At 71.4% G+C, this 26368-nt stretch carries 19 protein-coding genes and 3 pseudogenes; 12 read left to right on the top strand and 10 right to left on the bottom strand.

What is annotated here, in order from left to right; genetic code table 11:
* Nucleotides 1-28 precede the first annotated feature (28 nt).
* From IEY89_RS41855 to IEY89_RS04270, 4 genes and pseudogenes are all read left to right on the top strand, one after another.
* Entirely contained in the window at nucleotides 29-148 is a 120-nt protein-coding gene (locus tag IEY89_RS41855) for a putative leader peptide (protein ID WP_345635816.1), read from the top strand.
* Between the two features lie 88 nt (nucleotides 149-236).
* On the top strand, nucleotides 237-1106 hold the full coding sequence (locus IEY89_RS04275; protein WP_189145888.1) for a glutathione S-transferase C-terminal domain-containing protein: 870 nt from the start codon (nucleotides 237-239) through the stop codon (nucleotides 1104-1106).
* A gap of 116 nt (nucleotides 1107-1222) precedes the next feature.
* Nucleotides 1223-1401, top strand: a pseudogene (locus IEY89_RS40415) (LLM class flavin-dependent oxidoreductase); the annotation flags it as partial.
* Nucleotides 1402-1410: 9 nt separating this feature from the next.
* Nucleotides 1411-1806: pseudogene (locus tag IEY89_RS04270) on the top strand (F420-dependent methylene-tetrahydromethanopterin reductase); the annotation flags it as partial.
* Nucleotides 1807-1978: 172 nt separating this feature from the next.
* Here IEY89_RS04270 and absR1 read toward each other — a convergent pair.
* Nucleotides 1979-3064, bottom strand: coding sequence for a beta-glucuronidase AbsR1 (absR1, locus tag IEY89_RS04265; protein ID WP_189145887.1), 1086 nt, complete (start codon nucleotides 3062-3064; stop codon nucleotides 1979-1981).
* A 96-nt stretch (nucleotides 3065-3160) separates the two neighbouring features.
* Between absR1 and IEY89_RS04260 the strand changes: the two genes are divergently transcribed.
* A complete protein-coding gene (locus IEY89_RS04260; protein ID WP_189145886.1) occupies nucleotides 3161-5014 on the top strand; it encodes a LuxR family transcriptional regulator AbsR2 in 1854 nt (617 codons plus the stop codon).
* Nucleotides 5015-5039: 25 nt separating this feature from the next.
* Here IEY89_RS04260 and IEY89_RS04255 read toward each other — a convergent pair whose 3' ends face one another.
* Nucleotides 5040-7607 (bottom strand): CHAT domain-containing protein, encoded by a 2568-nt coding sequence (locus IEY89_RS04255; protein WP_229695063.1) that lies wholly within the window; start codon nucleotides 7605-7607, stop codon nucleotides 5040-5042.
* Nucleotides 7608-7823: 216 nt separating this feature from the next.
* Here IEY89_RS04255 and IEY89_RS04250 point away from each other — a divergent pair, with 216 nt between their 5' ends.
* From IEY89_RS04250 to IEY89_RS04235, 4 genes are read left to right on the top strand one after another with little or no spacing between them, the layout of a single operon-like run.
* Nucleotides 7824-9263: a S8/S53 family peptidase gene (locus IEY89_RS04250; RefSeq protein WP_189145884.1), complete on the top strand. Its 1440-nt coding sequence runs from the start codon at nucleotides 7824-7826 to the stop codon at nucleotides 9261-9263.
* A 41-nt stretch (nucleotides 9264-9304) separates the two neighbouring features.
* A complete protein-coding gene (locus IEY89_RS04245) occupies nucleotides 9305-9949 on the top strand; it encodes an RNA polymerase sigma factor (RefSeq protein WP_189145883.1) in 645 nt (214 codons plus the stop codon).
* A 44-nt stretch (nucleotides 9950-9993) separates the two neighbouring features.
* Complete coding sequence (locus tag IEY89_RS04240) at nucleotides 9994-10545, top strand: hypothetical protein (protein WP_373287198.1); 552 nt, start codon at nucleotides 9994-9996, stop codon at nucleotides 10543-10545.
* Nucleotides 10530-10991, top strand: a complete 462-nt coding sequence (locus IEY89_RS04235; RefSeq protein WP_189145882.1) for a hypothetical protein — start codon at nucleotides 10530-10532, stop codon at nucleotides 10989-10991. The genes IEY89_RS04240 and IEY89_RS04235 overlap by 16 nt, the downstream gene beginning before the upstream one ends.
* A 220-nt stretch (nucleotides 10992-11211) precedes the next feature.
* On the opposite strand, the gene IEY89_RS04230 is transcribed toward IEY89_RS04235, so the two are convergent.
* Nucleotides 11212-13431, bottom strand: coding sequence for an NADP-dependent isocitrate dehydrogenase (locus IEY89_RS04230; RefSeq protein WP_189145881.1), 2220 nt, complete (start codon nucleotides 13429-13431; stop codon nucleotides 11212-11214).
* A gap of 295 nt (nucleotides 13432-13726) precedes the next feature.
* On the opposite strand from IEY89_RS04230, the gene IEY89_RS04225 reads away from it, so the two are divergent.
* Nucleotides 13727-15292 (top strand): M1 family metallopeptidase, encoded by a 1566-nt coding sequence (locus IEY89_RS04225; protein ID WP_189145880.1) that lies wholly within the window; start codon nucleotides 13727-13729, stop codon nucleotides 15290-15292.
* A gap of 23 nt (nucleotides 15293-15315) precedes the next feature.
* Here the strand turns inward: IEY89_RS04225 and IEY89_RS04220 are convergent, their stop codons facing one another.
* The 3 genes from IEY89_RS04220 to IEY89_RS04210 form a co-directional block, all read right to left on the bottom strand.
* Entirely contained in the window at nucleotides 15316-16467 is a 1152-nt protein-coding gene (locus IEY89_RS04220) for a mechanosensitive ion channel family protein (RefSeq protein WP_189145879.1), read from the bottom strand.
* 209 nt (nucleotides 16468-16676) lie between these two features.
* A complete protein-coding gene (locus IEY89_RS04215) occupies nucleotides 16677-17876 on the bottom strand; it encodes a GTP-binding protein (protein WP_189145878.1) in 1200 nt (399 codons plus the stop codon).
* A gap of 96 nt (nucleotides 17877-17972) precedes the next feature.
* Nucleotides 17973-18935 (bottom strand): lysylphosphatidylglycerol synthase transmembrane domain-containing protein, encoded by a 963-nt coding sequence (locus IEY89_RS04210; RefSeq protein ID WP_189145877.1) that lies wholly within the window; start codon nucleotides 18933-18935, stop codon nucleotides 17973-17975.
* Between the two features lie 151 nt (nucleotides 18936-19086).
* On the opposite strand from IEY89_RS04210, the gene IEY89_RS04205 reads away from it, so the two are divergent.
* Entirely contained in the window at nucleotides 19087-20982 is a 1896-nt protein-coding gene (locus IEY89_RS04205; protein ID WP_373287189.1) for an ABC transporter ATP-binding protein, read from the top strand.
* Nucleotides 20983-21097: 115 nt separating this feature from the next.
* Nucleotides 21098-21275: pseudogene (locus IEY89_RS04200) on the top strand (response regulator transcription factor); the annotation flags it as partial.
* Nucleotides 21276-21281: 6 nt separating this feature from the next.
* Here IEY89_RS04200 and IEY89_RS04195 read toward each other — a convergent pair.
* The 4 genes from IEY89_RS04195 to IEY89_RS04180 form a co-directional block, all read right to left on the bottom strand.
* Nucleotides 21282-22613: a Gfo/Idh/MocA family protein gene (locus IEY89_RS04195; protein WP_189145876.1), complete on the bottom strand. Its 1332-nt coding sequence runs from the start codon at nucleotides 22611-22613 to the stop codon at nucleotides 21282-21284.
* A gap of 185 nt (nucleotides 22614-22798) precedes the next feature.
* A complete protein-coding gene (locus IEY89_RS04190; RefSeq protein WP_189145875.1) occupies nucleotides 22799-25144 on the bottom strand; it encodes an ABC transporter permease in 2346 nt (781 codons plus the stop codon).
* Entirely contained in the window at nucleotides 25141-25833 is a 693-nt protein-coding gene (locus IEY89_RS04185) for an ABC transporter ATP-binding protein (protein WP_189145874.1), read from the bottom strand. Before IEY89_RS04185 ends, IEY89_RS04190 begins: the two co-directional genes overlap by 4 nt.
* The gene (locus IEY89_RS04180) at nucleotides 25830-26354 is read right to left on the bottom strand and encodes a PadR family transcriptional regulator (RefSeq protein ID WP_189145873.1); all 525 of its coding nucleotides are present in this window, start codon (nucleotides 26352-26354) and stop codon (nucleotides 25830-25832) included. Before IEY89_RS04180 ends, IEY89_RS04185 begins: the two co-directional genes overlap by 4 nt.
* Between the last annotated feature and the right edge of the window lie 14 nt (nucleotides 26355-26368).

Raw genomic sequence — 26368 nt, 5'->3', positions numbered from 1 at the left:
AATCCTAGTGAAAAGGTAGGGAAACGCGATGCGCGTGGAGTCGAACGCCAGTCGGGTGGTTCGCACACCCCGGCCGACCCCGCTGCTGACCTCCCGCCGGCACATCGACCTGCAGCGCGTCTGCAGCTCCATCAGCCCCCTGCGCTGAGCCCGGCCGCCCACCCCGCGCCACAGCGGCGGCCCCCGACTACGCCTTCCGCCGCGCGTACGTCTGCGCACCACACCTGGGGAGACTCATGACCGTCACACCACTGGCCGCTGCCTCCGCCCGCCCCGCCCCGGCCTTCCGCGGCCGGCTCGGCCGGGACGCGCGCAGCGGCCACTACGCCGTGCCGCGCCGCTACCGCCTCCACCTGTCCCCGGCCGACCCGGACTGTCTCCGGATCGCCGTCACCCACAGCCTCCTCGGCCTCGGCGCGGCCTGTCCCGTCACCGAACTGCCCGACGTGCCCGACGCCCCCGGCGGCGAACACTCCGCACTGCGCCCGCTGTACGAGGCGAGCGCGCACCGCTACTCCGGCGCGGCCACGGTCCCGGTGCTCAGCGACGACTGGTCGGGGCGGATCGTCAGCACGCACACCCCGGACATCCTGCGCGACCTGGCCCGGCACTTCGGCGGCGGCAGCCCCGTGCTGTACCCGTGCGGCCTGGAGGCGGAGATCGAGGCCGTCGAGCGGCTGTGCGCCCAGGGCATCGACGCGGCGGCCCAGCGAGCGGGGGATGCCGTCGGCGAGGACGGCGACCGTGCTGACGCGCTTGTCTCGCTGCTGCGCACCCTGGGGTCCCTGAACGCGCGTCTCGCCGCGGACCCGTATCTGCTGGGTGAGCAACCGACCGCTGCGGACGTGGAGTTGTGGGTCAGTCTCGTCCGCCTCGACACCGTGCACCGCTGGCACCTGGACGCCACCGCTGTGCACCGCCTCGCCGATCATCCGGCCCTGTGGGCCTATGCCCGCCGACTCGCCGCACACCCGGCGTTCGGTCCCCATCTCGACCTCGACGCGATCGCCCGCCGTCACCATGCCGATTGCCGGGGGCTGGAGGCCGCGGGGGCGGCTGTTCAGATCCTGGACTGGGCGGCGCACGCGGAACGCTCCGCGGGATAGGCGGTTCGTTGTCCGCGGGCCCGGTGGGGGCTTGTCGCGCCCACGCGGCGGAGCCGCATGTCGAATACAGCCCCGCGCCCCTTTGGGGCGCGGCCGGTGTTCATCTGGCCGACACACTGCGGCCCGCTGTCGCCGGGCACGACCTCCTGGCGATCACCCGGCAACTGGTCCCCTAACTCCAGCGCAGGGGCGTCTTCCGGCAGGCGTACGAGGCCGACCCCCTGCGTGGACTGTTGGGCCTGACCGCCCCGCCAGCCGATACGCCGCCACTGCCCCCGCTGCTGTCAGCGCCTGAGCCCGGAAGGACCGTGGCGAACACACCGTCGCCCCTGGCCGGGCCCAGGTGCGGAGGTACCGCGACCCGCTGGCCACCGCCCGCGAGTGGCGGGAGCGAGCGGAGTCCGACAACTGGTCCATCCGCGACCTCGTCGTCGAGACCGGAAACCGCCAGAACCTCGTCGGCTCCCCGGCCTCCGTAGCCGAGACCATCAGCGACTTCGTCCAGACCGACGCGAGCGACGGCTTCGTCCTGGTCCCGCACACCACCCCGGGCGGCATCGACGGCTTCACCGACACGGTCGTCCCGCTGCTCCAGGAACGCGGTGTCTTCCGTACGGAGTACGAGGGCACCACCCTCCGCGACCGGCTCGGCCTCGCCCGTCCCGACGCCGGCGCGGCGGGGGAGCGCGCGGCGTCCTGAACCCGGCGTACACGGCATGGACGTACGTACATGGCGTGGACGTATGTACATGGCGTGGTCGAGGACGTCACCCTCCCCCATGAAGGTGACGTCCTCGACCGCTCCCCCGAGTGCCCGACGGTGGTCCGATTCGTCCGCGGCGGCCGTCATGCGCTGGTCTCTGCCCCCAGCTTCACCAGCACATGACGGCCGTTTCCCCCGATCCCCAGGTGGAGTAGAGGCGTACGCGGACGAAGTAGTGGCGGCCCTTGACGAGCCGGATCCTTACGTGGGCGTTGCGCGGAGTGCCGCCGTCGTCCTCGGCGGAGAGGTAACGGGGCTCGCCGTCGATCTCCTCGAAGACCGCGACGACCGTGTCGCTCTCCCCGAAGGCCCCCACGGTGTAGTCGCGGGTCTCCGGCGGGGCGATGCCGAAGTCGGCCTGCTCGCCCGCGCCGAGGCACAGGGGTGCGGACCTGAACGGTGCGAGTCCGGCCGGCCTGCACGTGCCCGTCGGTGGATACCAGCGGAGCACGCACTCCTTGTCGGCCGGGGAGAGCGTCCCCGGGGGCCTGACCCCGGACCGGAACTGCTCCGGTTCGAGGACCAGCCCCGCCGAGAACGGATACTCCATGATCGACAGCGGGTCCCAGACGGAACCGTTGGCCTCGTCCGGGTCGAGCTTGCGCAGAATGTTGAAGTGGGTCTTGTCCCGGCCCCAGAAGTTGGGCGGTCCGGCCAGGTCGTCGTACACGGCCTCGTCGTCCCAGTGGATGCCGGCGAACGGGCTCTGGTGCTCGTGCAGCAGGCCCAGGGCGTGCCCGATTTCGTGCAGGGCCGTCGCGCGCTCCCCGGGCGCGGTCAGATCCCAGCCGAAGTTCATCGTGCGCCGCCCCAGGCCCACCGACAGTGCGTCCCGCCCGACCGTGGAGTACGAACCGTCACCGGTCTGGAACCCGATGCGCAGTTCGGCCTCCGATCGGTCGCGCACCTCGACGAACGACAGCCCGATCCCCAGGTCCAGCCACTCCCGGAAGCAGTCGCGGACGACCTCGCGCTGTGCCTCGGCGCCGACCCACGACTCCCACCGTGTCTCCCCGGTGCCCGGCAGTGGGATGACCGAGCCGTCGCTGTCCCGGTCGAAGAAGTAGTAGTGGAGCACGGTGCCGTTCACCCACATCAGGCGCCCCGAGAGGAGCGCACTGAGCCGCTCGGCCGGCAACCCCGGTGCGAACGTGGGGGCCGGTTGCTGCGGGAGCGAGCAGAACCGTGCGTTCATGGGGAACAGACTGCGGGTCACGGGTGCTCGGGCGCCTGAGTCGGGGGCTACTCAAGTCGGCCTGTATCAAAGCTGAGTAGGCGTGCTCCTGTTCACGTGACGACTTTCGTACAGGACGCCAAGACCCTGGAACTGCCCTGGCCGTTCACCGGCCGGGACGACGAACTGGAGCTCCTCCGCCGGCCGATCGCGGCCGAACGGCACGGCGTCGTGGTGACGGGCCCGGCCGGACACGGCAAGACCCGTCTCGTCACGGAGGCCGTCCGGGGCACCGACTGCGCGAAGGTCAGCGGCACACCCGAGACCCGGGGCATCCCCTTCGCCGCGTTCGCGCACCTCCTCCCGGAGCGGGTCTCCCTGCACCGTGCGGTCCAACTCCTTTCCGACGTACGAACGTTGCTGGTCGACGACGCCCATCTGCTGGACGACTCCTCGGCGGCCCTGGTCCACCAGCTCGGGGTGCACGGACGTACGAGGCTGCTCGTGGTGGCGACGGACGGTGCCCCGGCGCCGGGCGCGGTGGCCCGGCTGTGGACCGGCGAGGTGCTGCCGCGTCTCGCCCTGGAACCGCTGCCCCGCGAGGCCACCGCCCACCTGGTCGCGGCCGGCGCGGGTGGTCCGGTCGAGCCGCTCACCGCCCGCCGCCTGCACCATCTCTGCCAGGGTGACCTCCGGCTGCTGCGCGACCTGGTCGGTGCGGTGCGCGCACGCGGCGAACTCACCCTGGAGGCCGGTGAGTTGATGTGGCGAGGCCCGGTTCCCGTGACGGCTGCGATACGGGAACGGGCCGGCCGGTCCCTGAACCGCGCCTGCGCCGAGGAACGGGACGTTCTGGAGCGCCTGGCGTTCAGCGAACCGCTCCCGCTGGACCTCGCGGACCTGAACCTGGACCTGGGCACGCTGGAGCGCCTCGAAGCCGACGGCCTGATCCGCCTCGACGCCCACTCCGAGGTACGCCTCGCCCACCCCCTGCACGGCCCCGTCCTGCGCGCGGACGCCGGGCAACTCCGGGCGAGGCGGCTGTCCCGCACCCCGGCCGAGTGCGCGTCGGCCCTGGACGCCGAGCGCGCCGAACTGGCCGACCGCATCGAGCGCACCGACGTCCAGGAGGCGGCGGGCCCCGTCGGGGACTGGCTGACGGCCGAGAGCGCGGCATCGCACCCTGCGGTCCCGGCCGACTACGCGACCGTCCGGGCCCGCTTCGCCCGACTGCGCGGAGAACTGCGCGAGGCCCTGTCCTGGGCCCGGGAGGGCCTGCGCGGCACCCCGGACGACCCGTGCTGTCGTACGGAACTGGCGCTGGCGGCAACCCAGTTGAGCGAGGTCGCGACCGCGTCCCCGGGGCGGGCGACCCCGTGGCTCCGGGTGGCGCAGGGTGACATCGCCGGGGCACTGGAGTCGGTAACGGTCCCCGAGGGCGGGGAGGGGGAGGCGTACGTCCTGTACGACGCCGTACGCCTCGGGGCCCCGCACCTGGTCGCGGACCGGCTCGCCCAACTGCCGGGTGAGAAGGCCGAACCCCTGGCCCGGCACGCCGACGCGCTCGTCCGCCAGGACGGTCCCGCGCTGGACCGAGCCGCCGAACTCCTGGAGCGGCGGGGCCTGTTGCTCTTCGCGGCCGAGGCACACGCCCAGGCCGTCCCGGTGCACCGAGACCCGCGTGCCGCCCGCAGGTCCCGCTCCCGGGCGATGGCCCTGGCCCGCCGCTGCCAGGGCGCCCGCACCCCGGCCCTGTCCGGTCTGGTCCTCGGCGAACTCACCGCGCGCCAGCGCCAGATCGTCACCCTGGCGGCGACCGGCCTGAGCAACCGCGAGATCGCGGACCGGCTCACCCTGTCCGTCCGGACGGTCGGAAACCACCTGTACAGCGCGTACACCCGCCTCGGCGCGAGCGACCGGACCGCGCTGCCATGCCTGCTGGACGAGGTCCGGGCCGCGCAGCCCGCGTGATCGTCGGGGCATGGGCAGGGTGGGTTCAGGCGGCGCCGAACGCCGAGAACGCCCACCCCGTTGCCTGGTGCGTCGCGTCCCCGGGGAGGGCCGCGCGGGCGTCGCGCAGGGCCTCGGCGAGGGAGAGGCCCACGCTGAGGCCCTTGTGCAGGGCCAGCATCAGCGGGACCACGGCCGCGTCGTTGACCGGTGCGCTGCTCGCCACCACGCCCGCCGTGCCCAGCGGAAGCAACGCCGTGACCAGGCCGAGGAGTTCGTCAGCGCCGACGTTCGCCAGGCGGCCGGTGTCGCAGCTGGACAGGATGATCCGGTACGGGCTGCGGTCGAGGCGTTCGAAGTCGTGGACGATCAGTGGGCCGTCGGCCATGCGGAGGGACGAGAACAGGGGACTGTCCGCCCGGAAGGTGCCGTGGGCCGCGATATGGGCCAGCGCGGCCCCGTCGAGCGCGTCCAGCACCGCCGGTACCCGCGCGCCCTCGTGTTCCAGCACCGTCGGTCTGCCGTACCGGTCGACCAGCTCGGGCACCTCCGCCCCACCGCTCGCCAGGCCCGGCCCCCGGACGAGGACGTGCCGGCCGCCCGGCGGGGGCCCGGTCTCCTGGGCGCGCAGCCAACTGCTCGCCGACGGGGACACACTGAGCACCCGCTCCCGGAGGGAGGGCAACAGGGCCCAGGGCACCCGGTGCAGCCTGCCCGGCGGGACCACGACCACCGGGCCCGAGCCCAGATGCGGTACGGCCGCGCCCAGCAGCAGTTGCTCCAGCCGGCGGCCCGCGGCCTCCAGCACCGGCAGCCTGCCGTCCGCCCCCGGGTGCGCGAGCCGCCGCAGCCCGGCCTGCACGTGCTCGGCCTCCGTCACCGCGTCCGCGAGCAGCCCCGCCTCGAAGCGGCGCACCCGCCCCTCGCCGCACAACAGCACCTGCACCCGGCCGGCGACGACGGCGATCTCTATCAACCGCACGCCGTCGCCGAGACGTTCGAGCAGCCGACCGGGGTCGAAGCGGCGCCCGCTACCGGGTGACTCGCCGCGGATGTGAAGGGTGCGGGAGCGCACTTCCCGTTCCAGACGCCGCTGTTCACGCTCAAGAGCGGGCACCGGGCGGCCGTCGATCCGGGCCTCCTCCGCGCGGGCCGCGATCTCCCGGAAGGCGGTGAGGCTCTGCACGAGCGCCGGGTCGTCGGGCGGCCGGGCGGGCGGCGCCGACAGGACCGTGGCCCGCCACCGCTCGCTCCACACCAGCAGCCGCCGCGGCCCACCGGACACCAGGGTCGCCCGCTGGGCCAGCGCGGCCAGCTCGGCGCCCTGCGCCGTGGCCCGCGCCCGCAGCTCCGACGCCCCGAGCGTCATCCGGTGGTCGTCCAGGACGGCGAGCCCGCGCCGGCAGGCCTCCAGTACACCCCGCCCCGACCCGGCCGCCTCCGCGCGCAGCGCCTGCGCGGCCCAGCCCGTCATCCGCGCCAGCGGCGGACCGACGCGCCGGCTGCGGGCAGCGACCTTCAGATGCTTCTCCGCGTCCTCGGTCCAGCCCAGCGCGAGCGCGATCCGGCCCGCGAGCAGCGACGCCTCGGGCGCGGCCGGGGAGCCGAAGGCGGCGAGCCGTTCGGCCAGCGCCGCCGCGTCCGCGACGAGCCGGCCCGACGTCCGCCCGGTCGCGACCCGCGCGTCGAGCAGCACCAGCCGGGCGTGCGCCTCCCACCAACTGCGCCGCTGCCCGGCGAACAGCCGTACGGCCACGGCCGCGCGGGCGATCGCGGTGTGCGGATCGTCCGCGAGGCGGGCCGCCTTCGCGGCGGTCAGGAGCAGTTCCGCCTTGCGGGTGCTCTGCCCGCCGATGCCGTCGAGCACACCGAGCGCCGCGTCGGCCTCGGTGACCGCTTCGCGGGCCAGCCCGGCAGCCATCAGCACCTCGCAGCGGCGGATGTAGAACATGAAGATCGGCGTGCCCAGCCGGTCGTACCGCTCGGCCGCCTCGTCGAACAGGCGCAGCGCCGCCGGGATGTCGCCCGCCCGGTACGCGGCCAGCGCCCGGCTCTCGACGACATCGGCCTTGTCGTGCTCCTGGCCGGTGGTGTCCCACAGTTGTTCGGCGGCGGTGAAGTCGGCGTCGGCCCGCTCGGGCCGGCCCAGCGCCAGATGCACGGTGGCCCGCAGGGTCAGCGCCCGCGCCGTCCAGATGACGTCGTCCGCCTGCCGCAGCACGGGAATGGCCCGCCGTACGTCGTCCAGCGCCTCGCGATGATGCCCCAGCACCCACCACGCGTACGCCCGCCGGTACAGCACACGCGCGCGTGTATGCCCCGTACCCCGGTCGACGCCCTGCTCGAACGCCTCCAGGCCCTGCCGGGTACGGCCCGCGTGGACCAGCGCGACGCCGAGCGTGCCGAGGACGTCCGCCTCGCGTTCCGCCGACCCGGCGTCCGCCGCGAGATCGCGGGCGCGCCGCAGATGACGCAGGGCGACGCGCATGTCGCCGAAGTCCCGCTGCCACAGACCGATCACCTGATGGGCGACGGAGGCGTGCAACGGCGTCGGATCGTTGCCGAGGACGGTCTCCGCGCGCGCGAGGGCGTCCTTCGGGCGGGCGAACACCATCGGAAGTAGTTCGAGAACCGTGTCGCTTCCCGCTGTCACCCAACGGATGGTAGTGCTCCGCGCCCCGCGTCACACAGGTTTGGCCATGGATAACTCGTTGTCCATCCCTGAGCGACCCCTGTATCAACGAACGTGTGGCGGCCCCTGTATCACGCGGCCGGGAGACGGCTCTCCATAGAGGCAGCAGGGGGATCGGTTCAAGGGGGAGGACATTCCATGGCACCTCAGCGTTTCCAGGAGCAGTTCGACCAGATCCAGCGCTCCATGCCCGGCGTCGAGCTGGCGATGGGGCCGGACGACGCCGCCGAGTTCATCTACGAGAAGGGCGTCGTCCTGGCCCGCGACGGCGAGGAGGCGCGGATCGTGGAGGATGCCGTACGCGCGCACTTCACCACGTTCGCCGGCCTGACCGCCGACGAGGTGCGCCGGGCGAGTCCCGAGACGAACCGGTCGGGCATCACCCGGATAAGGGTCGGCGACCCGGGCCGGGGCGACCGGCACGGTGACCGCGCGGTGGCGGGCGCCCTGCGCGCGCTCAGGGAGACGGAGGGCAACGCCGGGCGGCGCCTGGTCAGCCGCAACCACGTGGTGCACATCGCCGTCAACGCCTGCCCGGGCGACGAACCCGTCCCCGTCCCGCACCACGCCGGGCCCAACCCGGCGGTGGCGGAGAGCGGCTACGACCCGGACAGCGCCGTCGGTGTCCTGATCATGGACACCGGCCTCATGCACGACTACGCGTCCTACCCGGCGATGGCCCACGTCCAGGGCGACCCCCAGATCGACGAGTGCGACACGGCCGGCGTCCTCCAGCAGTACGCGGGACACGGAACGTTCATCTCCGGGCTCGTCGCGGCTGTCGCACCCAACACGAACATCGTCTCCCGCAACACGCTCAACGACGCGGGCGGCATCCTGGAGTCCGAGTTCGGCGACAAACTCTTCGAGGCCGTCGAGCGGGACGGCTGGCCTGCCATCATCAGCCTCTCCGCGGGCACGTCGAACGGCAGCACGGAAGGCCTGCTCGGCATCGCCGCGTTCATGGAGGCCCTGCGCGACCAGCCGCGCACCCTGCTGGTCGCCGCCGCCGGCAACAACGCCAGCGCGACGCCCTTCTGGCCCGCCGCCTACGCCGACAAGCCCGAGTACGCCGGGTCCGTGCTCTCCGTCGGCGCCCTGCGCAGCGACGGCGAGTTCGGCGCCTGCTTCACCAACCACGGCCCCTGGGTGAAGGTCTACGCCCCCGGCGAGCGTCTCACCGGCCCGCTGACCGGCTTCGACACGCCGGTGCCGTACATCTACCAGCACAGCACCTACGGCACCTGCCGCCACCACTTCTCCTACGCCTGCACCTGCCGGGACCCCCAGCACCTCGGCGTGCTCTCAGGGGGCCACGAGACCGGCACGGGCACCCCGGACCAGGTGGTGTTCGAGGGGTTCGCGCAGTGGAGCGGCACCTCGTTCGCCACCCCGGTGGTCGCCGCGATGATCGCCGCCCACATGACCGCACACAAGGAGGCCGACCCGCGCGTTGCCCGGCAGCAACTCCTCGCGGCGAACACCGAGTTCGCCGAGGTCCGGGGCGCGGTGGTACCCGCGCTGATCCCGCCCACGTGGAGCCCGGTGCCGGTCGTGAACATCCCGCCCGCCCCATGAGGTCAACAGGCCTCCGTACAAGGACAAATCGAGTGAGGACCATGCGCAGGACGAGTGGAGCACCCCCTTCCACGGCGTACGATGACTGGCCGTACACGAGGGGTGGGGACGTGGACCGAGCTGCGGTCGGCGCGTTGGTCCAGTCCGCCGTCGACGGCGACGCGGCGGGTTGGAAGGCGCTGGTGGAGGGGCTGAGCCCGCTGGTGTGGTCGGTGGCGCGCGCCCACCGGCTGTCCGACGCGGACGCGCAGGAGGTGTACTCGACCGTCTGGTTCCGCTTCGCCCAGCATCTGGGCCGTATCCGTGAACCGGAGAAGGCGGGCTCCTGGCTCGCCAGCACCGCACGGCACGAGTGCCTCAAGGTCATCAAGAGCAGTCACCGGATGACACCGACGGACGACACCCAACTGCTCGACCGGATGAGCGACGACCGTACGCCCGAGCAGCGGGTGATCGAGTCCGAGGAGGCTTCCGCCGAGGCGGAGCGCATCCGGAAGTTATGGCAGGAGTTCGAGGAACTCGGCGCCCGGTGCAGGCAGTTGCTGCGCATCCTGATGTCGGTGCCGCCGCCGAGCTACCAGGAGATCTCCGCAGGCCTCGGAATCGCCGTCGGCAGCATCGGCCCCCTGCGCCAGCGCTGCCTGCGCAGGCTGCGGGTACGGCTCGCCGCCCGGGGGGTGCTGTGAACAACGCGCACGACAACGACGGATTACCCCACGACTCCGACGACATGGACGGCGCGGCTCGGATGAACGGCACTGATGGCACCGATGGCATGGACGGCTTCGACGACGAACTGGCCCCCGACGCCGGTGACCTGGCGGAGTTCGAGGGCGACGACTCGCTGGACAACGACCTCCTGGAAGAGACACTGCGTCAGGCCGCCGCCATCATGGATCCGGTCCCGGCGCAGCTCCAGCAGACCGCCGTCGAGGCCTACGCCCTGCACTCGCTCGACACCAGGCTGGCCGAGCTGACCTTCGACTCACTCGTCCACGGCATCCCCGTCAGGGGCGCCGTGGACCCGCCCCGCATGCTGACCTTCCACACGGATGAACTGACGGTCGACGTCGAGGTGACCGCGCACGGGCTGATGGGGCAGGTGCTGCCGCCGCAGGAGGCCAGGATCGAGGTGCTGAGCGGTCCGCAGCTCGCCTCGCCGCCCACCCTCACCGCCGACGACATGGGCCGCTTCACCAGCGACCTGAACGTCGCCGGCCCCTTCGCGCTCCGGCTGCGGACGGACGCGGAGGTCGTCATGACGGAGTGGCTGCGCGTCTGACACGACGCACGCCTGCCACCAGCGGAGGGTGGCAGGCGACCGCCCGCCCCGACGGCATGCCGACCAGCCGGGGCCGTTCGACCGCGCACACCTCCCGTGGACCGGTGCACCTGCCGATACCGGAGCGTGTAGTCGACCTGGGGACCGAAGTTCCGGCGACAGCGTGGGCGACCAGCGTGCCGCCCTGGTGCGCGGGCCGGAAGGCGGAGGGGACGGGGACCGTTCGGCACACTCTGCTGGGCCTGGGCCAACTCGCCATGTTCGGCCGAGACCTGCTGGCCCGCCCCGGCCCCGGCCTCCCGGTCGAGCCCTCGGGCAAGGGTGAGCGCATCCCCTTCCACCGCGGCGGCGAGGACCACAAGGCCCTCCACGGGGCGGTCGCGGGCAAGCGAGCCCGACAGGCGGGGAGCTCGCCCGGGACCACTTCACCATCAGTGCCGACATGAACCGCGACGTACTGGCGAGAGCCAGGAACGCCGGTCTGCCACAGCAATCGGCCCCCGGGACGCAGGTGCGCGTTCCGGGGGCCGATCGGTGAGCTGGTGAACTCGGGTGAGAACGGCGCCCTTTCGGGGGCGCGGGACTGTGTCGACATGCGGCTGCGTCGCATGAGCGCAACCAGCCCCACCGGGCCCGCGGCCAAAGGACCGCGCGCCCGGCCGAGTGCTAGCTCAACGTCGCCAGCGTCTCGTTCCACGTGGCCGAAGGCCGCATCACGGTCTTCGCCTTCTCGACATCCGGCTGGTAGTACCCGCCGATGTCGGCCGGCTTGCCCTGAACGGCGATCAGCTCGGCGACGATCGTCTCCGCCTTCGCGGTGAGCGCCTCGGCGAACGCGGCGAACGACTTCGCCAGGTCCGCGTCCTCGGTCTGGGCCGCAAGCTCCTGCGCCCAGTACAGGGACAGGAAGAAGTGGCTGCCGCGGTTGTCGATGCCGCCGACGCGTCGGGTCGGGGACTTGTCCTCGTTGAGGAAGGTCGCCGTCGCACGGTCGAGGGTGTCGGCGAGAACCTGGGCGCGCGCGTTGCCCGTGGTCGTGGCGAGGTGCTCGAAGCTGGCCGCCAGCGCGAAGAACTCGCCCAGGCTGTCCCAGCGCAGGTAGTCCTCCTTGACGAGCTGCTGGACGTGCTTCGGGGCGGAGCCGCCGGCGCCCGTCTCGAACAGGCCGCCGCCCGCCATCAGCGGGACGACCGACAGCATCTTGGCGCTGGTGCCCAGCTCCAGGATCGGGAACAGGTCGGTCAGGTAGTCGCGCAGCACGTTGCCGGTCACCGAGATGGTGTCCTCGCCGCGCCGGATGCGCTCGACCGACAGCTTGGTGGCGTCGACCGGGTTCAGGATCCGGATGACCAGGCCCTCGGTGTCGTGCTCGTCCAGGTACGTGTTGACCTTGGCGATCAGGTTGGCGTCGTGCGCGCGGGTCTCGTCCAGCCAGAACACGGCCGGCGAGCCGGTGGCGCGGGCGCGGGTGACGGCCAGCTTCACCCAGTCCCTGATCGGGGCGTCCTTGGTCTGGCAGGCGCGGAAGATGTCACCGGCGGCGACCGACTGCTCGATCAGCACGTTGCCGTCCTGGTCGACGAGACGGACCGTACCGGCGACCGGGATCTCGAAGGTCTTGTCGTGGCTGCCGTACTCCTCGGCCTTCTGCGCCATCAGGCCGACGTTCGGGACGGAGCCCATGGTCGACGGGTCGTAGGCGCCGTTGGCGCGGCAGTCGTCGATCGCGACCTGGTAGACGCCGGCGTAGGAGGAGTCAGGCAGGACCGCCAGGGTGTCGGCCTCCTCGCCGTCCGGGCCCCACATGTGGCCGGAGGTGCGGATCATGGCCGGCATCGACGCGTCGACGATGACGTCGGACGGGACGTGCAGGTTGGTGATGCCCTTGTCGGAGTCGACCATGGCCAGCGCCGGGCCCTCGGCCAGCTCGGCGTCGAAGGACGCCTTGATCGCGGCACCCTCGGGCAGCGCCTCCAGGCCCTTGTAGATGCCGCCGAGACCGTCGTTCGGGGACAGGCCGGCCGCCGTGAGCGTCTCGCCGTACCGCGCGAACGTCTTCGGGAAGAACGCGCGCACGACGTGGCCGAAGATGATCGGGTCCGAGACCTTCATCATCGTGGCCTTGAGGTGCACGGAGAACAGCACGCCCTCGGCCTTGGCACGGGCGATCTGTGCGGTCAGGAACTCGCGCAGCGCGGCGACGTGCAGGACGGACGCGTCGACGACCTCGTCCGCGAGGACGGGTACGGACTCGCGCAGGACGCTGGTCGAGCCGTCCTCGCCCACCAGCTCGATGCGCAGCGAACCGGCCTCGGAGATCACCACGGACTTCTCGGTGGAACGGAAGTCGTTCTGGCCCATCGTCGCCACGTTCGTCTTGGACTCGGGGGTCCAGGCGCCCATGCGGTGCGGGTGGGTCTTGGCGTAGTTCTTCACCGAGGCGGGGGCGCGGCGGTCGGAGTTGCCCTCGCGCAGCACCGGGTTCACGGCGGAACCCTTGATCTTGTCGTAGCGGGCGCGGATGTCGCGCTCCTCGTCCGACTTCGGGTCGTCCGGGTAGTCCGGCAGCGCGTAGCCCTGGCTCTGCAGCTCGGCGACCGCCGCCTTGAGCTGCGGGATCGACGCCGACACGTTCGGCAGCTTGATGATGTTCGCCTCGGGCGTCTTCGCCAGCTCGCCGAGCTCGGTGAGGGCGTCCGCGATGCGCTGGCCCTCCTCCAGGAACTCCGGGAAGACGGCGATGATGCGGCCGGCCAGCGAGATGTCCCGGGTCTCGACGTTCACCCCGGCCTGCGAGGCGTACGCCTGGATCACGGGCAGGAACGAGTGCGTCGCCAGTGCGGGCGCCTCGTCAGTGTGCGTGTAGATGATGGTCGAGTCAGTCACCGGGTGCTCCGCTCCACGTCTGCAACATTGCTCGACATCAAGATATCTCAGAGGTCCGTGCGGAAGTCGATCGGGATCCGTTCGGGCGCCGATGCAACCGACTGAGCCGATCTTGTGGTCCAGGGGGTAGGGCCTGTCGTTCGGATCAGGTTGCCGGACAACGGCGGTTCCCTGTGAATGCAGATGCGCGTGCCACACGCCGCGTCTGCGACCTGATTCGAACGACAGGCCCTCGACCCGCACACCTGATCGACGACCGGGCCTGACCACCCGGGCGCCCGAGTGAAAGCGAACCATGAGATATCGCACCAGACTGACGGCCCCTGCGGCAGCCCTGCTCGGTACGGCGGCGGCCACCACCCTGGCCCCCTCGGCCCACGCGGCGTCCGGGGGGACGTCAAAGGCGGCTTCCGGGAAGGAGGCCGGTGCCCCGGGCCCCGAGACCCTCGGTGACCCCGTCTACCCGAGCCTGGGCAACGACGGCTACCGCGTGGCCGCCTACCACCTCGACCTCGCCTACGACGCCACGACCAGGCTGGTCGACGGCACGGCGACCCTGCGCGTCCGCACCACCCAGGCCCTCACCCGCCTCTCCCTCGACGCCCTCGGCCTGGACATCCGCTCCGTCCGCGTCGCCGGCCGCGCGGCCACGTACGAGCAGGTCGACGAGAAACTGCGGATCACACCCGTCCGTACGCTGTCGGCGGACACCTGGACGACGGTCTGTGTCGAGTACGGCGCCGACCCGCGCCGTGCCCTGACCCACACGGCCTGGGTCCCCACCCCCGACGGCTTCGCGGTGTGCCCGCAGCCCAACTCCGCGCACACCGTCTTCCCGTGCAACGACCACCCGGTCGACAAGGCCGACTTCACGTTCCGGATCACCGTCCCGAACAGCCTGCGCGGAGTCGCCAGCGGCACCCTCGTCCGCACGGAGAGCCTGGCCGGTGAGCGGACCGCGTACACCTATCGCTCGCGCTCGCCGATCGCCACCGAGATCGTGCAGATAACCGTCGGCGACTACGTGGTGAAGGACCGGCAGGGGCCGAACGGGCTGCCGCTGCGGGACGTCGTACCGGTCGCGCGCGCCGCCGCCCTCGAACCGGCGCTGGCGCTCACCCCGAACCTGGTGGCATGGCTCGAACAGCGGCTCGGCGCCTACCCGTTCGAGACGTACGGCCTGCTGCCGTGCAACACCGACGACCCGGCCGCCTTCGACTTCACGGGCCTGGAGACGCAGACCCTCACGCTCTACAAGCCGAACTACCTTCTCCAGGAGGAGAGGTTCATCGGCTCGCACATGATGCACGAGCTGGTCCACTCCTACTTCGGCAACAGCGTCAGCCCCGGCAGCTGGGCCGACCTGTGGCTCAACGAGGGCCACGCCGACTTCTACGGACTGCTCTACCGCTACGAGCGCGGCTGGACCGACTCCATCGGCCTGACCACCATGGAAGCGCGCATGAAGAACACGTACGCGCGCGGCGACCAGTGGCGCCACGACTCCGGGCCGGTCGCGGCACCCAACGAGGCGAACCTGTTCGACAGCCAGCGCTATCTGGGCGGCGTCCTCGTCCTCTACGCGCTGCGCCAGTTCGTCGGCGAAGCCACCTTCAACGCGATCGAGCGCACCTTCCTCGACCGCTACCGCAACGCCTCGGCGACGACCGAGAACTACATCTCGGTCGCCTCCGAGACCGCCGGCCAGGACCTCTCCGGCTTCCTGCGGGACTGGCTGTACGGCACGACGACACCGCGGATGCCCGGTCACCCGGACTGGACGGTCACCCCGGTCCGTACGTCACTGGTCGCGCCGCAGAACCGCACGGCCGGCCATCACGACAACTCCGCGACCCTCTGAGGTCGCCCGCTGGGGCGTGAGTCTCATCTGTCGAGCTTGTCGAGCTTGTCGAGTCTGTCGAGCAGGGTGGACGCCGGTCCGCCCTGCTCCGGGCCGAGCCCCAGGTCGGGTTCCGCGTGGCCGCTCCGCTGCTGCGGAATGACGACCGCGCCCTGCTGCAGGGCGACCGTCCGCGCGGGCGCCGGGATGCTGATGCCCTCCACCCGGTAGCGCCTGTGCAGGCGCTTGATGAACTCGTGCTTGATGCGGAACTGGTCGCTGAACTCGCCGACCCCCAGGATCACCGTGAAGCCGATCCGCGAGTCGCCGAAGGTGTGGAAGCGCACCAGCGGCTCGTGTTCCGGGACGGCGCCGGTGATCTCCGTCATCACCTCGGTCACGACCTCGCAGGTGACCCGCTCGACCTGTTCCAGGTCGCTGTCGTAGGCGACGCCGACCTGGACGAGGATCGTCAGCATCTCCTCGGGGCGGTTGAAGTTGGTCATGTTGGTCCCGGCGAGCTGCCCGTTCGGGATGATGACCAGGTTGTTGGAGAGCTGGCGGACCGTCGTCTGACGCCAGTTGATGTCGACGACGTATCCCTCCTCGCCACTGCTCAGCTTGATGTAGTCACCGGGCTGGACGGTCTTCGAGGCGAGGATGTGGATGCCCGCGAAGAGGTTGGCGAGGGTGTCCTGGAGAGCGAGCGCGACGGCCAGACCGCCGACGCCCAGGGCGGTGAGCATCGGCGCTATGGAGACGCCGAACGTCTGGAGCATGACGAGAAAGCCCAGGGCCAGGATGACGACCCTGATGATGTTCACGAAGATCGTCGCCGAGCCGGCCACCGCCGACCGGGACTGGGTGACGGCACTCATCAGCCGGCCGACCACTCTGGCCACCGTGAGCGTCGTGACACCGATCAGGAGGACGGTCAGCGTCTGGTTGACGTTGTGCCCGACCGTCTTCGTCAGCGGCAGCGCTGCGGCTGCCGCTGCCGCGCCCCCGGTGAACGCCGACCACGGCACCACCGTGCGCAGCGCGTCCACGATGACGTCGTCCCCGCTCCAGCGGGTTCGGTCCGCGTGCCTGCCAAGCCAGCGCAGCAGCATACGCAGCAGGAAGGCCGCCAGCAGGCCCACGGCGAGGGCGATGCCCGCGACGACCAGATCGTCCACGGTGAGTTCTCGCTTCATCGCTCACCTCCGAGGAGTGGTTCCGCGGCGCCCCGCGCCACCGACGGCCGGATGTGAAGTCTCGTCACTTGTCACCTGTTCGAAAGTGCGAAAAGTCTTGGACGTGCGATCAATGTCCGGACGTCTGTACGACGTCCGGCGACCGCTCATCCTGCCGCATCCGGCGGACCGGTCGTCACCGAGCAGTGGCAAACCCGCCATTGAGCAGCTCAGACGGGGAGCGCATCGCAGACGTCCGCCGGGTGCACCTCCCACGCGGGGAAGGGGTCCTCGTACGCCGTGTGCGCCAAGTCGACTGCGTACGCGGCCAGTTCCTCCTCCGTCAGCAGGCAGCGCGACAGTGCGAGGCGCAGCGACTGGCGGCGCAGATCGGTACCGATGAATACCAACTCCTGTCCCTGGACGGGGGATTCGGTTCCCGTGGCGTCACCCGTCGCGATCGGCTCGAAGCGGGCGACGGAGCCCGCTTGGGACCACAGGCCCGTGGTGCCGGGGCGGGAGGCGAGGGTGAAGAAGCCCTTGGAGCGCAGCACTTGGCCGTAGTGGCCCGCGTCGAGCGGACCGGTGAGCAGGTCCCAGAGGCGGCCCGGATGGAAGGGGCGCGGGTCGCGCAGCACGAGCGAGGAGATGCCGTACTCCTCCGTCTCCGGCACGTGGTCGCCGTTCAGCTCGGCCACCCAGCCCGGCGCCTGCTCGGCCTTCTCCAGGTCGAACAGGCCCGTGCCGAGGAGTTCGGCGGGGTCGATCGTGCCGCGGACCGTACGGTGCACGCGGGCGGCCGGGTTGAGGCGGCGCAGGGTCGCCTCCAGGCGGTCGGCCTCCTCCTCGGGGACCAGATCAGTCTTGTTGAGGAGGATCACGTCGGCGAACTCGATCTGGTCGACGAGGAGATCGCTCACCGTGCGCCCGTCACCCTCGACCGGGGTGATCCCGCGCTCCAGCAGGTCGTCGCCGCGGTCCAGTTCGGGCAGGAAGTTCACCGCGTCCACGACCGTGGCCATGGTGTCCAGGCGGGAGACGTCCAGCAGGCTCGCACCGTCGTCGCGGGCGAAGGCGAAGGTCGCGGCCACGGGCATGGGTTCCGAGATTCCGGACGATTCGATGAGCAGGTAGTCGAAGCGGTCCTCGCGGGCCAGCTTCGCGACCTCCTCCAGGAGGTCGTCCCGGAGCGTGCAGCAGATGCAGCCGTTGGTCATCTCGACCAGCCGCTCCTCCGTACGGGAGAGGGTGCCGCCGTCCCGGACGAGGGACGCGTCGATGTTGATCTCGCTCATGTCGTTCACGATGACCGCGACCCGCAGGCCCTGACGGTTGCCGAGGACGTGGTTGAGCAGCGTCGTCTTTCCGGCGCCGAGGAAACCGGAGAGCACGGTCACGGGCAGGCGGGGGTCCAGGGAAGTGGTGGGCATGTCCCGGCACGCTAGCTTATTGGAAACCATTGTCACAAACGGCCCCGAGGTCGCCATCCCGAGGCGTCACCCCGAGATACTGCCTGGAGGCGGCCGTCAGATCACCTTGAGCCGCACCAGCGCCCCCAGCGCCAACGCCCCCGGCAGCAGCGGTACCCAGACGGTGATGATCCGGAACGCGAGCACCACCGCCGTGGCGACGGTCACGGGACCGCCCACCGCGACCAGGGCCAGGATCAGCGCCGCCTCGACGGAGCCGATACCGCCGGGCGTGGGGATCAGCGCGACGGCGACCGTCGCCGCGAGATACGCGAGCGCCATGTGCCAGGCCGGCACCGGCAGCCCCAACGCCGTTCCCACCGCGGTCAGTCCGGCGGCCTGCAACGCCGGGAACGCCAGCGAACCGCCCCACAGCGCCAGCGCTCGGGACGGCCGCATGTGCACGGAACGGGCCTCGCCGAGCGCCGTACGCAGGAAGGAGAGGACGGCCGTGCGTAGCCGCCGTACGCACACCGCCGCGCCGGCCGCCGCCGACAGCACCGCGCAGATGCCGATGAGCAGCGGGCCGAGTGCCGTGCCGGGAACGAGACTTCCGAGCCGTAGGGCGTGGGGGAACGCGATCAGCAGCGCGGCCAGCAGGCCCAGCCGGCCGACGCCCTCCGCGAGCAGATACAGGGCGAGCGCCGCCGAGGAACGGGCCAGCGGCAGACCGCACACCGTCATGAACCGCAGGTTGACCGCGCTCGCGCCGAGCCCCGTCGGCAGCAGATGGTTGGCCGAACCGGCCGCGAACTGCGTGGCGAGCAACCGCAGCTTGGGCAGTCGCTCGACGACGGCTCCCTGCCGGCTGACGGCGGCGGCCACCCAGGTCAGACACGTCGCCCCGGCCGCCGCCAGCAGCCAGGGCCACTTGGCCGACGCCAGATGGCCGAAGCCCTCGGCGAGCACCTGCCGGTGGCGCACCGCGACCACGGCGACGAGGAGGAGCGGGAGCAGGCACAGGACCTGCCGCACCGGTATGCGCCGGCGCCGGACCGGAGGAAGGAGAACCGCTGTCACAACCGGAGAGGTTCTCCGCACCGCACCAACACCGGGTTGCGGACGCACGGCCACCGGCCGACGCGTCGGGCAACGGCACGAGAGGGGCATGGTCCGCAGCACTTGTGCCGTCCTTGACCTCAAGGTCGCTTGAGGTCGTACGGTCGCTGCCATGAGTATGGAGACCACCGCCTGGATGCAGTTGCACAGCGTCATGAACTCCCAGCAGGACCGGCGCCCCTTCGCCCGCGCGACCCTGCGCCGTATCGCGGAGTTCGCACGCCCGCACCGCCGCCGCATCATCCGCTTCGTCGTCCTGAGTGTGCTCACCGCGCTGCTCGCCGTCGCCACCCCCGTGCTCGCCGGCCGTGTCGTCGACACGATCGTGTCGGGCGGCGAGGAGAGCACGGTGGTCCGGCTCGCGCTGCTCATCGCGGTCATCGCGGTCGCCGAGGCGGGACTCGGGATTCTCGGCCGCTGGCTCTCGGCGATGCTCGGGGAAGGGCTGATCCTCGATCTGCGGACGGCAGTATTCGATCATGTGCAGCGCATGCCGGTCGCGTTCTTCACCCGCACCCGTACGGGAGCACTGGTCTCCCGGCTCAACAACGACGTCATCGGCGCGCAGCGCGCGTTCAGCAACACCCTGTCCGGGGTGGTGAGCAATCTGGTCACGCTGGTGCTCACGCTCGCCGTGATGCTCACCCTGTCCTGGCAGATCACCCTGCTCGCCCTGGTACTGCTGCCGGTGTTCGTGGTCCCCGCCCGGCGGATGGGCAGCCGGATGGCCAAGCTCCAGCGCGAGGCCGCCGACCTCAACGCGTCGATGGGCACCCGGATGACCGAGCGCTTCTCGGCCCCCGGCGCCACCCTCGTCAAGCTCTTCGGACGGCCCGACGAGGAGTCCGCCCAGTTCGCGGCCCGCGCCCGCCGGGTCCGGGACATCGGCGTACGGACGGCCCTCGCGCAGTCGGTCTTCATCACCGCCCTCACCCTGGTGTCGGCCCTGGCGCTCGCCCTGGTGTACGGGCTCGGCGGCTGGTTCGCGCTGCGCGGCAGCCTGGAACCGGGCGCGGTCGTCGCGCTCGCCCTGCTCCTGACCCGGATGTACGCGCCGCTCACGTCGCTCGCAGGGGCGCGCGTCGAGGTGATGAGCGCCCTGGTGAGCTTCGAGCGCGTCTTCGAGGTGCTCGACCTGAAGCCCCTCATCGAGGAGAAGCCGGACGCCCGCGAGGTCCCGGCGGGTCCGGTCGCGGTGGAGTTCGACAACGTCCGCTTCGCCTACCCCGCCGCTGACCGTGTCTCCCTCGCCTCCCTGGAGGAGGTGGCCGCCCTGGACACCAGGGGCGGCACGGAGGTCCTGCACGGGGTAAGTTTCCGCGCAGAACCCGGTCAGACGATCGCCCTCGTGGGCTCCTCCGGCGCCGGAAAGTCGACCATCGGACAACTCCTGCCCCGTCTGTACGACACCGACGAGGGCGCCGTACGCATCGGCGGTGTCGACGTCCGTGACCTGAGCGCCGCCTCCCTGCGCGCCACCCTCGGCATGGTCACCCAGGACGGCCACCTCTTCCACGACTCCGTGCGCGCCAACCTGGTGCTGGCCCGCCCCACGGCGACGGACGACGAACTGTGGGCGGCGCTGACCCGGGCCCGCCTCGACGACCTGGTCCGCGAACTGCCCGACGGCCTCGACACGGTGGTCGGCGAACGCGGCTACCGCCTCTCCGGCGGTGAACGCCAGCGCATGACCATCGCCCGGCTGCTGCTGGCCCGCCAGCGTGTCGTCATCCTCGACGAGGCGACGGCCCACCTGGACAACACCTCGGAGGCGGCGGTCCAGGAGGCACTGGCGGAGGCCCTGGCCGACCGCACGGCCGTGGTGATCGCCCACCGTCTGTCCACGGTCCGGGCGGCCGACCAGATCCTCGTGGTCGAGGCCGGACAGATCCTGGAACGCGGCACGCACGACGAACTGCTGGCCCTGGACGGGCGGTACGCGGAGCTGTACCGGACCCAGTTCGCGCAGCGGCCAGGGGAGCGGGCGGAAGTGCCGGAGGCCGTGTAGGCGCGGGGGCGGGACGGGGCGGGGAAGCGGCCGGGCCGGCGGTGGGCTCCGCCGGCCCACCGTCGTCGTCGCCCTGGCCGGCCTCACAGTGATCGACATTTCGACGCTCACCAAGGTGGGTCTCCCCGCCCAGGGCCGGTCGAACGCGGAGATCGCCGATGGCCTGGTCCTGAGCGTCCTGACCGTCCGCACCCACATCCAGCGCGCCCTGACGCGGCGCCCGTAACCGCGCCCAGCTCGTCGTCATCGCCCACCGGACCGGCCTTGTCCGCCCCGCCGTCCGGGACCTCTGACCCTCGTCAGAGGTCCAGCAGATCCCGGGTCAACACCGGAAGGCCCGTCTCGAAGGAGCGGTTCGCGGCCAGACCGGTGACCAGGGAGTGGGCACCGTCGGCCGCGTCCGCCGCACGGTGCAGGGGGTCCGGGACGCGGGTGCCGAACACGTCATCGAGCATGCGCGCGTCGCCACCCCCGTGCCCGCCCTCGCCGGTGGCGACCTCGATCTCGCGCGGCTCCTCCCAGAAGCGCCGCAGTGTCAGCTCGGTACGACCGACGGTGTCGGCCGTCTCCGCGCCGTGCAGCACGGGATCGGAGCCGTTCGCCGGAACCAGGGAAGGGGTCCACGTCGACTCCTCCACCAGCAGCTCCAGCCGCCCTTCGCTGCCGTTGAAGGCGATCCGGTATCCCTCCCAGGGGGCGTACGCCGTGAGGTGGTACGTCAGCGTCGCCCCGGTCGCGTACCGCACCAGGACCGCAATGTCGTCCTCGATGGTCACGCCCGGGCCGAACACGTTCTGGTCGCGGTGATAGCCGTCCTCCGCCTCCGCGTCCAGGTACAGCGCGCTGAGCGCGGGCGAGTCCTCCAGACGGACGGCGAAGGGGTCGTCCCGGGCGGCGGGGGAGCCGTGGGCGCGGGTGTAGTCCCGGGCGAGTCCCCGGCGCCGGCCGGCCTCGTCGCCGTAGAAGAAGAGGCCGCCCTGTGCGAAGACGGTCTCCGGCCGGGTGCCGAGCCACCAGTTGACCAGGTCGAAGTGGTGGGTGGCCTTGTGGACCATGAGGCCACCGGAGTTCGCCTTGTCGCGGTGCCAGCGGCGGAAGTAGTCGGCGCCGTGGCGCAGATCGAGCAGCCACTCGAAGTGCACCGAGCCGACCTCGCCGATCTCCCCGGCCGCGATCAGCTCCCGTACGGCCGAATGCACCGGGTTGTAGCGGTAGTTGAACGCCACCCGCACCTCGCGCCCGGTGCGGCGGACGGCGTCCAGGATGCGGCGGGCCCTGTCGGCGTCGGTCGTCATCGGCTTTTCGGTGACCACGTCGCAGCCCGCTTCGAGGGCGCGCACGATGTAGTCGTCGTGGGTACGGTCCACGGAGCAGACCACGACGAGGTCGATCCGCTCGCGGCGCAGCATCTCGTCGAAGTCCTCGGCTGCGTACGCCGGTACGGGCGCCCGGCCCGGATCGGCGTCCGCGAGCCAGCCGTTGTGGACGGCCATCCGGCGGGAGTTGACATCGCAGAAGCCCGCCAGCTCGAACCGGTCCGCGTAGGGACCGGCCAGCGCACGCGTGAACAGCCGGGCACGGGCGCCCAGACCGACCACGGCGGCGCGACGGCGTGGGGTGTCGGGGGACATACGAATCTCCATCCGGTGGGGCGAACGGGGCGTACGAGACATACGAAGGCCGCTGGGTCCGGCAGTTCAGGTTCGCACGGGCCAACGAACCTGTGCACGGCGGCCGGTGACCGTGCGGGCCTGCCCGCGTGCAGGAGTGGGCTCCTTCCGGTAGGAGGAGCCCACTTCATGGGATGTGCGGGGGGTTACTCCGTGCGCAGGCCCGACGGGCGCATCATGCGCAGGAGCGGCGGCAGGCTGAGCAGTGTGACCACGCCGACCACGGCCGCGCCCACGCCGGTCATGGTGAGCACGCTCGCCCAGTCCATGGCCACCGGTATACGGGTCATCTTCAGCAGCACCGTGCCGAGGACGACACCCACCCCCGTGGCCAGTACGAGACCGAGTCCGACCGGGAGGGCCGTCTGCCACAGCACCGACAGGCTCAGCGTGCGGCGACGGGTGCCGAAGGCGACCAGCGCGGAGAGCAGCTTCCTGCGTTCGCGCAGCTGCTCCAGCTGGGAGACCAGCAGACTCGCCCCGATCAGTGCCAGCACGAAGGCGGAGCCGACGAACAGGCCGGTGCGGATGGAGGTGTACTTGGCGTTCTCCTGGGTCGCCGACCAGCCGAAGGCCTGTGCCAGGGGGTCCATACGGGCGGCGACGTTGCGTACGTACTCCCGCGAGTCCGGTACCGACGGGTCCAGACGCAGGTAGACACCGTCCGAGAACACCGCAGGCGCGGCCTTGGCGGGCAGAGCGGCGGGGGTGACCAGCAGACTGGCGTATTCCTGCAGTGAGTCCTTGCGCGCGTTCACCTGCCGAAGGTTCGCCGGAACGGTCCAGGGCACCTCCAGACCGCGGTCCTCGCCGTCGTACGACGGGTCGATGTAGAGCTGCCGGCCGGGCTTCGCCAGGGCGATTTCGGCTGCGTTGCTGGGGTCCGAGTAGCCGCTCCGCGTTCGCTTGATGAACACGTCACCGTCCTTGCAGGAGGGCAATGCGGCGAGTTCGCGCAGGGCGGCGCAGCTACCCACGGTCAGGTCGCTGTTGCTCTTCGGGTCCCGACGTGAGTCCCCGTACTCGGCGCGGGCCAGGACCGCCGCGGCCCGGACACCCTTGGTGCCGGTGAATGCGCGCTCGATGCCGGAAGGCGGCTTGGGGCTGCTGAACTCGACCTGCATCTGCACCCGGTCGGGGTCCATGCCGGTGCTCTCGGTGTACCGGTTCTGTGTTCCCGTGAACAGCATCTGCAGCGCGATGGCCCCGGCCACCGCCACGGCGATGCCGTTGACCATGCGGGCGGCGGTGCCGCTGCTCAGCTGAAGCCGTCGCACGGCCAGCTGCCAGGACAGCGGGCCCTTGCCGAGCCGGACGACGACCGCCTCCACGGCCCAGGGCAGCAGGGCGGTGATGCCGATCAGCAGCATCAGGACGCCACCGATGACGAGGTACTGGTTGAAGTCACCGTTCTCGTGGCCCTGGCCGAGCATCGGGTAGAGCATCCCGAGGCCCGCCAGCGGTGGCAGCAGCCGCCACCACAGCCGGCGGCGGCGCTGCCTGGCCGCGCGCACGACACCGAGGGGTTCGACGACCACGCCGCGCATCGCGAGCAGCGTGACCAGCACCGCGGCGACCGGCACCGCCACCGCGACCAGCGCGGCGAGCGCGGGGGCCGGGTCGAGGTAGCTGGGCCAGACGCTCACGCCCAGCAACTCGCCGGTGCCCAGCTTCTGGCGGCCGAGCAGGAAGAAGCCGGTGCCCACGGCCAGGCCGAGCAGGGCTCCGGCCAGCGCCTCGCCCGCCGCGATCCGACGGGTCATCCCCCGGTCGGAACCGACCAGGCGCAGCGCGGCGAGGCGGCGGTCGCGGCGTTCGCCGCCGAAGCGGACGGCGGCGGCGATGAACACGGCGACCGGCGTCAGCAGCACCACGATCACGACCATGACCATGAGCAGGAGCACCGGGTCGGTCTCCTCGGGCGGCGCGTCCGGTTTGCCGTACTCGGTCAGCCGCGTCACCGGGAAGGTCACCGAGAGCTTCAACCCCGAGGCGCCCGCATAGTAAGCCAGTTCGTGCGAGCCGATCAGCCCGCTCTCGCCGATCGTGCCGGTGATCCTGTACGGCAGGCGTTCCCGCAGCAGTTTCGCGTCGTCCGAGTCCAGCAGGTCCTTCAGCGCGGGGGAGACCACCATCTCGCCCTTGCCCGGGAAGCGGTCGACCCCCGGAGGCAGCGGCGCCCGCCTGCCCTCGGGTTCGACGATCCGGCCCCGGATGTCGTCGTCGTGCCAGGTGGTGTCCGCGACGGCGATCAGGAGAGTGTCGTCGGCCTTGGGCGGGACCGTCTGGGAGTACACGTTGGCGTAGCGGGCGTCCTCCACCTTGTTGCGGGAGGCGATCACGTTGGGCATCGCGGTGCACAACAGGAGCAGGGCCACGCCGAGGCCGACGCCGACCGCTGTCAACGTCATCCGGACCCAGCCCTCGCGTCCGCCGGTGACGGCGAACCGGGCTCCCATAGCCAGGTCTCTGGCCCAGTGGCGCGGATTCATATGGCGCGCTCCATGTCCTGGGACCTGCCGTCGCGCACGACGATCTCGCGGTCGGAGTAGGCGGCCACCCGGGTCTCGTGGGTGACGAGGACGACGGCGGCGTTGGTGGAGCGGGCCGCGTCGGTGAGCAGTTCCATCACGCGCTCGCCGTTGTAGGAGTCGAGCGCGCCGGTCGGTTCGTCGGCGAACAGCACCCGGGGACCGGTGACCAGTGCACGGGCCACGGCGACGCGCTGGCCCTGGCCGCCGGAGACCTCGCCCGGCCGCTTGCCCTTCAGGTCGTCGACCTCCAGGCGTTCCATCCAGCCGAGCGCCGCCCGCTCGGCCTCCTTGCGGGAGGTGCCGTTCAGCCTGAGCGGCAGGGCGACGTTCTCCACGCAGGTCAGTTCCGGCACGAGCTGCCCGAACTGGAACACGAAGCCGAACTCGGAGCGGCGCAACGCGCTGCGCTGGGCGTCGCTCATCGTCGTCATCTCGCGCCCGTTGTAGGTGATCGACCCGGAGTCGGGCGGCAGGATGCCCGCGAGGCAGTGCAGCAGCGTCGACTTGCCGGAGCCGGAGGGGCCCATGACGGCGACGACCTCGCCGGGGTGGATGGAGAACTCGGCGCCGTCGAGGGCGTGGGTGTGCGCGTAGGTCTTGCGCAGGTCCTGCGCGGTGAGCAGGCGACCAGGGGGAGAAGTCGTCATCGGGCTACAGCCTCACGGAGTTTGTCGAGTCGGGCGGCGGTCAGTTCCAGCCAGCGCAGGTCCGCCTCCAGATGGAAGAGGGCGTGGTCGCAGATCAGCTGGTCCGCCAGATCGCCCTTGCGCTTGCGGTCGGTCAGGATGCGCATGCTGCGCAGATGCTCGGAGCGTTGGGTGTCGAGGATGTCGGCGGCGTCCCGGTGGGTGAGCAGCGCGAGGACGACTTTGGTGTAAAGGGCCGACTGGAGGTACTCCTCAGGCTTCTGCGGGGTCGCGAGCCACTGCTCCACGTCGGTGATGCCGGCGTCGGTGATCGCGTAGCGCTTGCGCTCCGGTCCGCCGCCGGCCTCGATCCCGTCGACCTCCACGAGGCCGTTCTTCAGCAGCCGGGACATCGTCGAGTAGACCTGGCCGTAGTGCAACGGTCGGTCGTGACCGAACGTCTCGTCGAAGGCCCGCTTCAGGTCGTAACCGTGGCGTGGACCGGACTCCAGGAGCCCCAAAAGGGTGTGACCGATGGACATGAGCACACTATACA

The sequence above is a fragment of the Streptomyces lacrimifluminis genome, from assembly GCF_014646095.1.
GTDB classification, from domain to species: domain Bacteria; phylum Actinomycetota; class Actinomycetes; order Streptomycetales; family Streptomycetaceae; genus Streptomyces; species Streptomyces lacrimifluminis.
Note: the sequence above shows the minus strand (reverse complement) of the source record. Positions and strands in the feature narration are given on the sequence as shown.

Excerpts from the sequence above, each read along its gene's own strand:
- IEY89_RS04180 (WP_189145873.1), bottom strand. The coding sequence starts at position 26,354 with ATGTCCATCGGTCACACCCTTTTGGGGCTCCTGGAGTCCGGTCCACGC.
- IEY89_RS04240 (WP_373287198.1), top strand. The coding sequence starts at position 9,994 with ATGGACGGCGCGGCTCGGATGAACGGCACTGATGGCACCGATGGCATG.
- IEY89_RS04245 (WP_189145883.1), top strand. The coding sequence starts at position 9,305 with ATGCGCAGGACGAGTGGAGCACCCCCTTCCACGGCGTACGATGACTGG.
- IEY89_RS04220 (WP_189145879.1), bottom strand. The coding sequence starts at position 16,467 with ATGAAGCGAGAACTCACCGTGGACGATCTGGTCGTCGCGGGCATCGCC.
- IEY89_RS41855 (WP_345635816.1), top strand. The coding sequence starts at position 29 with ATGCGCGTGGAGTCGAACGCCAGTCGGGTGGTTCGCACACCCCGGCCG.
- IEY89_RS04255 (WP_229695063.1), bottom strand. The coding sequence starts at position 7,607 with ATGGTGTTCGCCCGCCCGAAGGACGCCCTCGCGCGCGCGGAGACCGTC.
- absR1 (WP_189145887.1), bottom strand. The coding sequence starts at position 3,064 with ATGAACGCACGGTTCTGCTCGCTCCCGCAGCAACCGGCCCCCACGTTC.
- IEY89_RS04215 (WP_189145878.1), bottom strand. The coding sequence starts at position 17,876 with ATGCCCACCACTTCCCTGGACCCCCGCCTGCCCGTGACCGTGCTCTCC.
- IEY89_RS04190 (WP_189145875.1), bottom strand. The coding sequence starts at position 25,144 with ATGAATCCGCGCCACTGGGCCAGAGACCTGGCTATGGGAGCCCGGTTC.
- IEY89_RS04185 (WP_189145874.1), bottom strand. The coding sequence starts at position 25,833 with ATGACGACTTCTCCCCCTGGTCGCCTGCTCACCGCGCAGGACCTGCGC.
- IEY89_RS04195 (WP_189145876.1), bottom strand. The coding sequence starts at position 22,613 with ATGTCCCCCGACACCCCACGCCGTCGCGCCGCCGTGGTCGGTCTGGGC.
- IEY89_RS04225 (WP_189145880.1), top strand. The coding sequence starts at position 13,727 with ATGAGATATCGCACCAGACTGACGGCCCCTGCGGCAGCCCTGCTCGGT.
- IEY89_RS04205 (WP_373287189.1), top strand. The coding sequence starts at position 19,087 with ATGAGTATGGAGACCACCGCCTGGATGCAGTTGCACAGCGTCATGAAC.
- IEY89_RS04250 (WP_189145884.1), top strand. The coding sequence starts at position 7,824 with ATGGCACCTCAGCGTTTCCAGGAGCAGTTCGACCAGATCCAGCGCTCC.
- IEY89_RS04275 (WP_189145888.1), top strand. The coding sequence starts at position 237 with ATGACCGTCACACCACTGGCCGCTGCCTCCGCCCGCCCCGCCCCGGCC.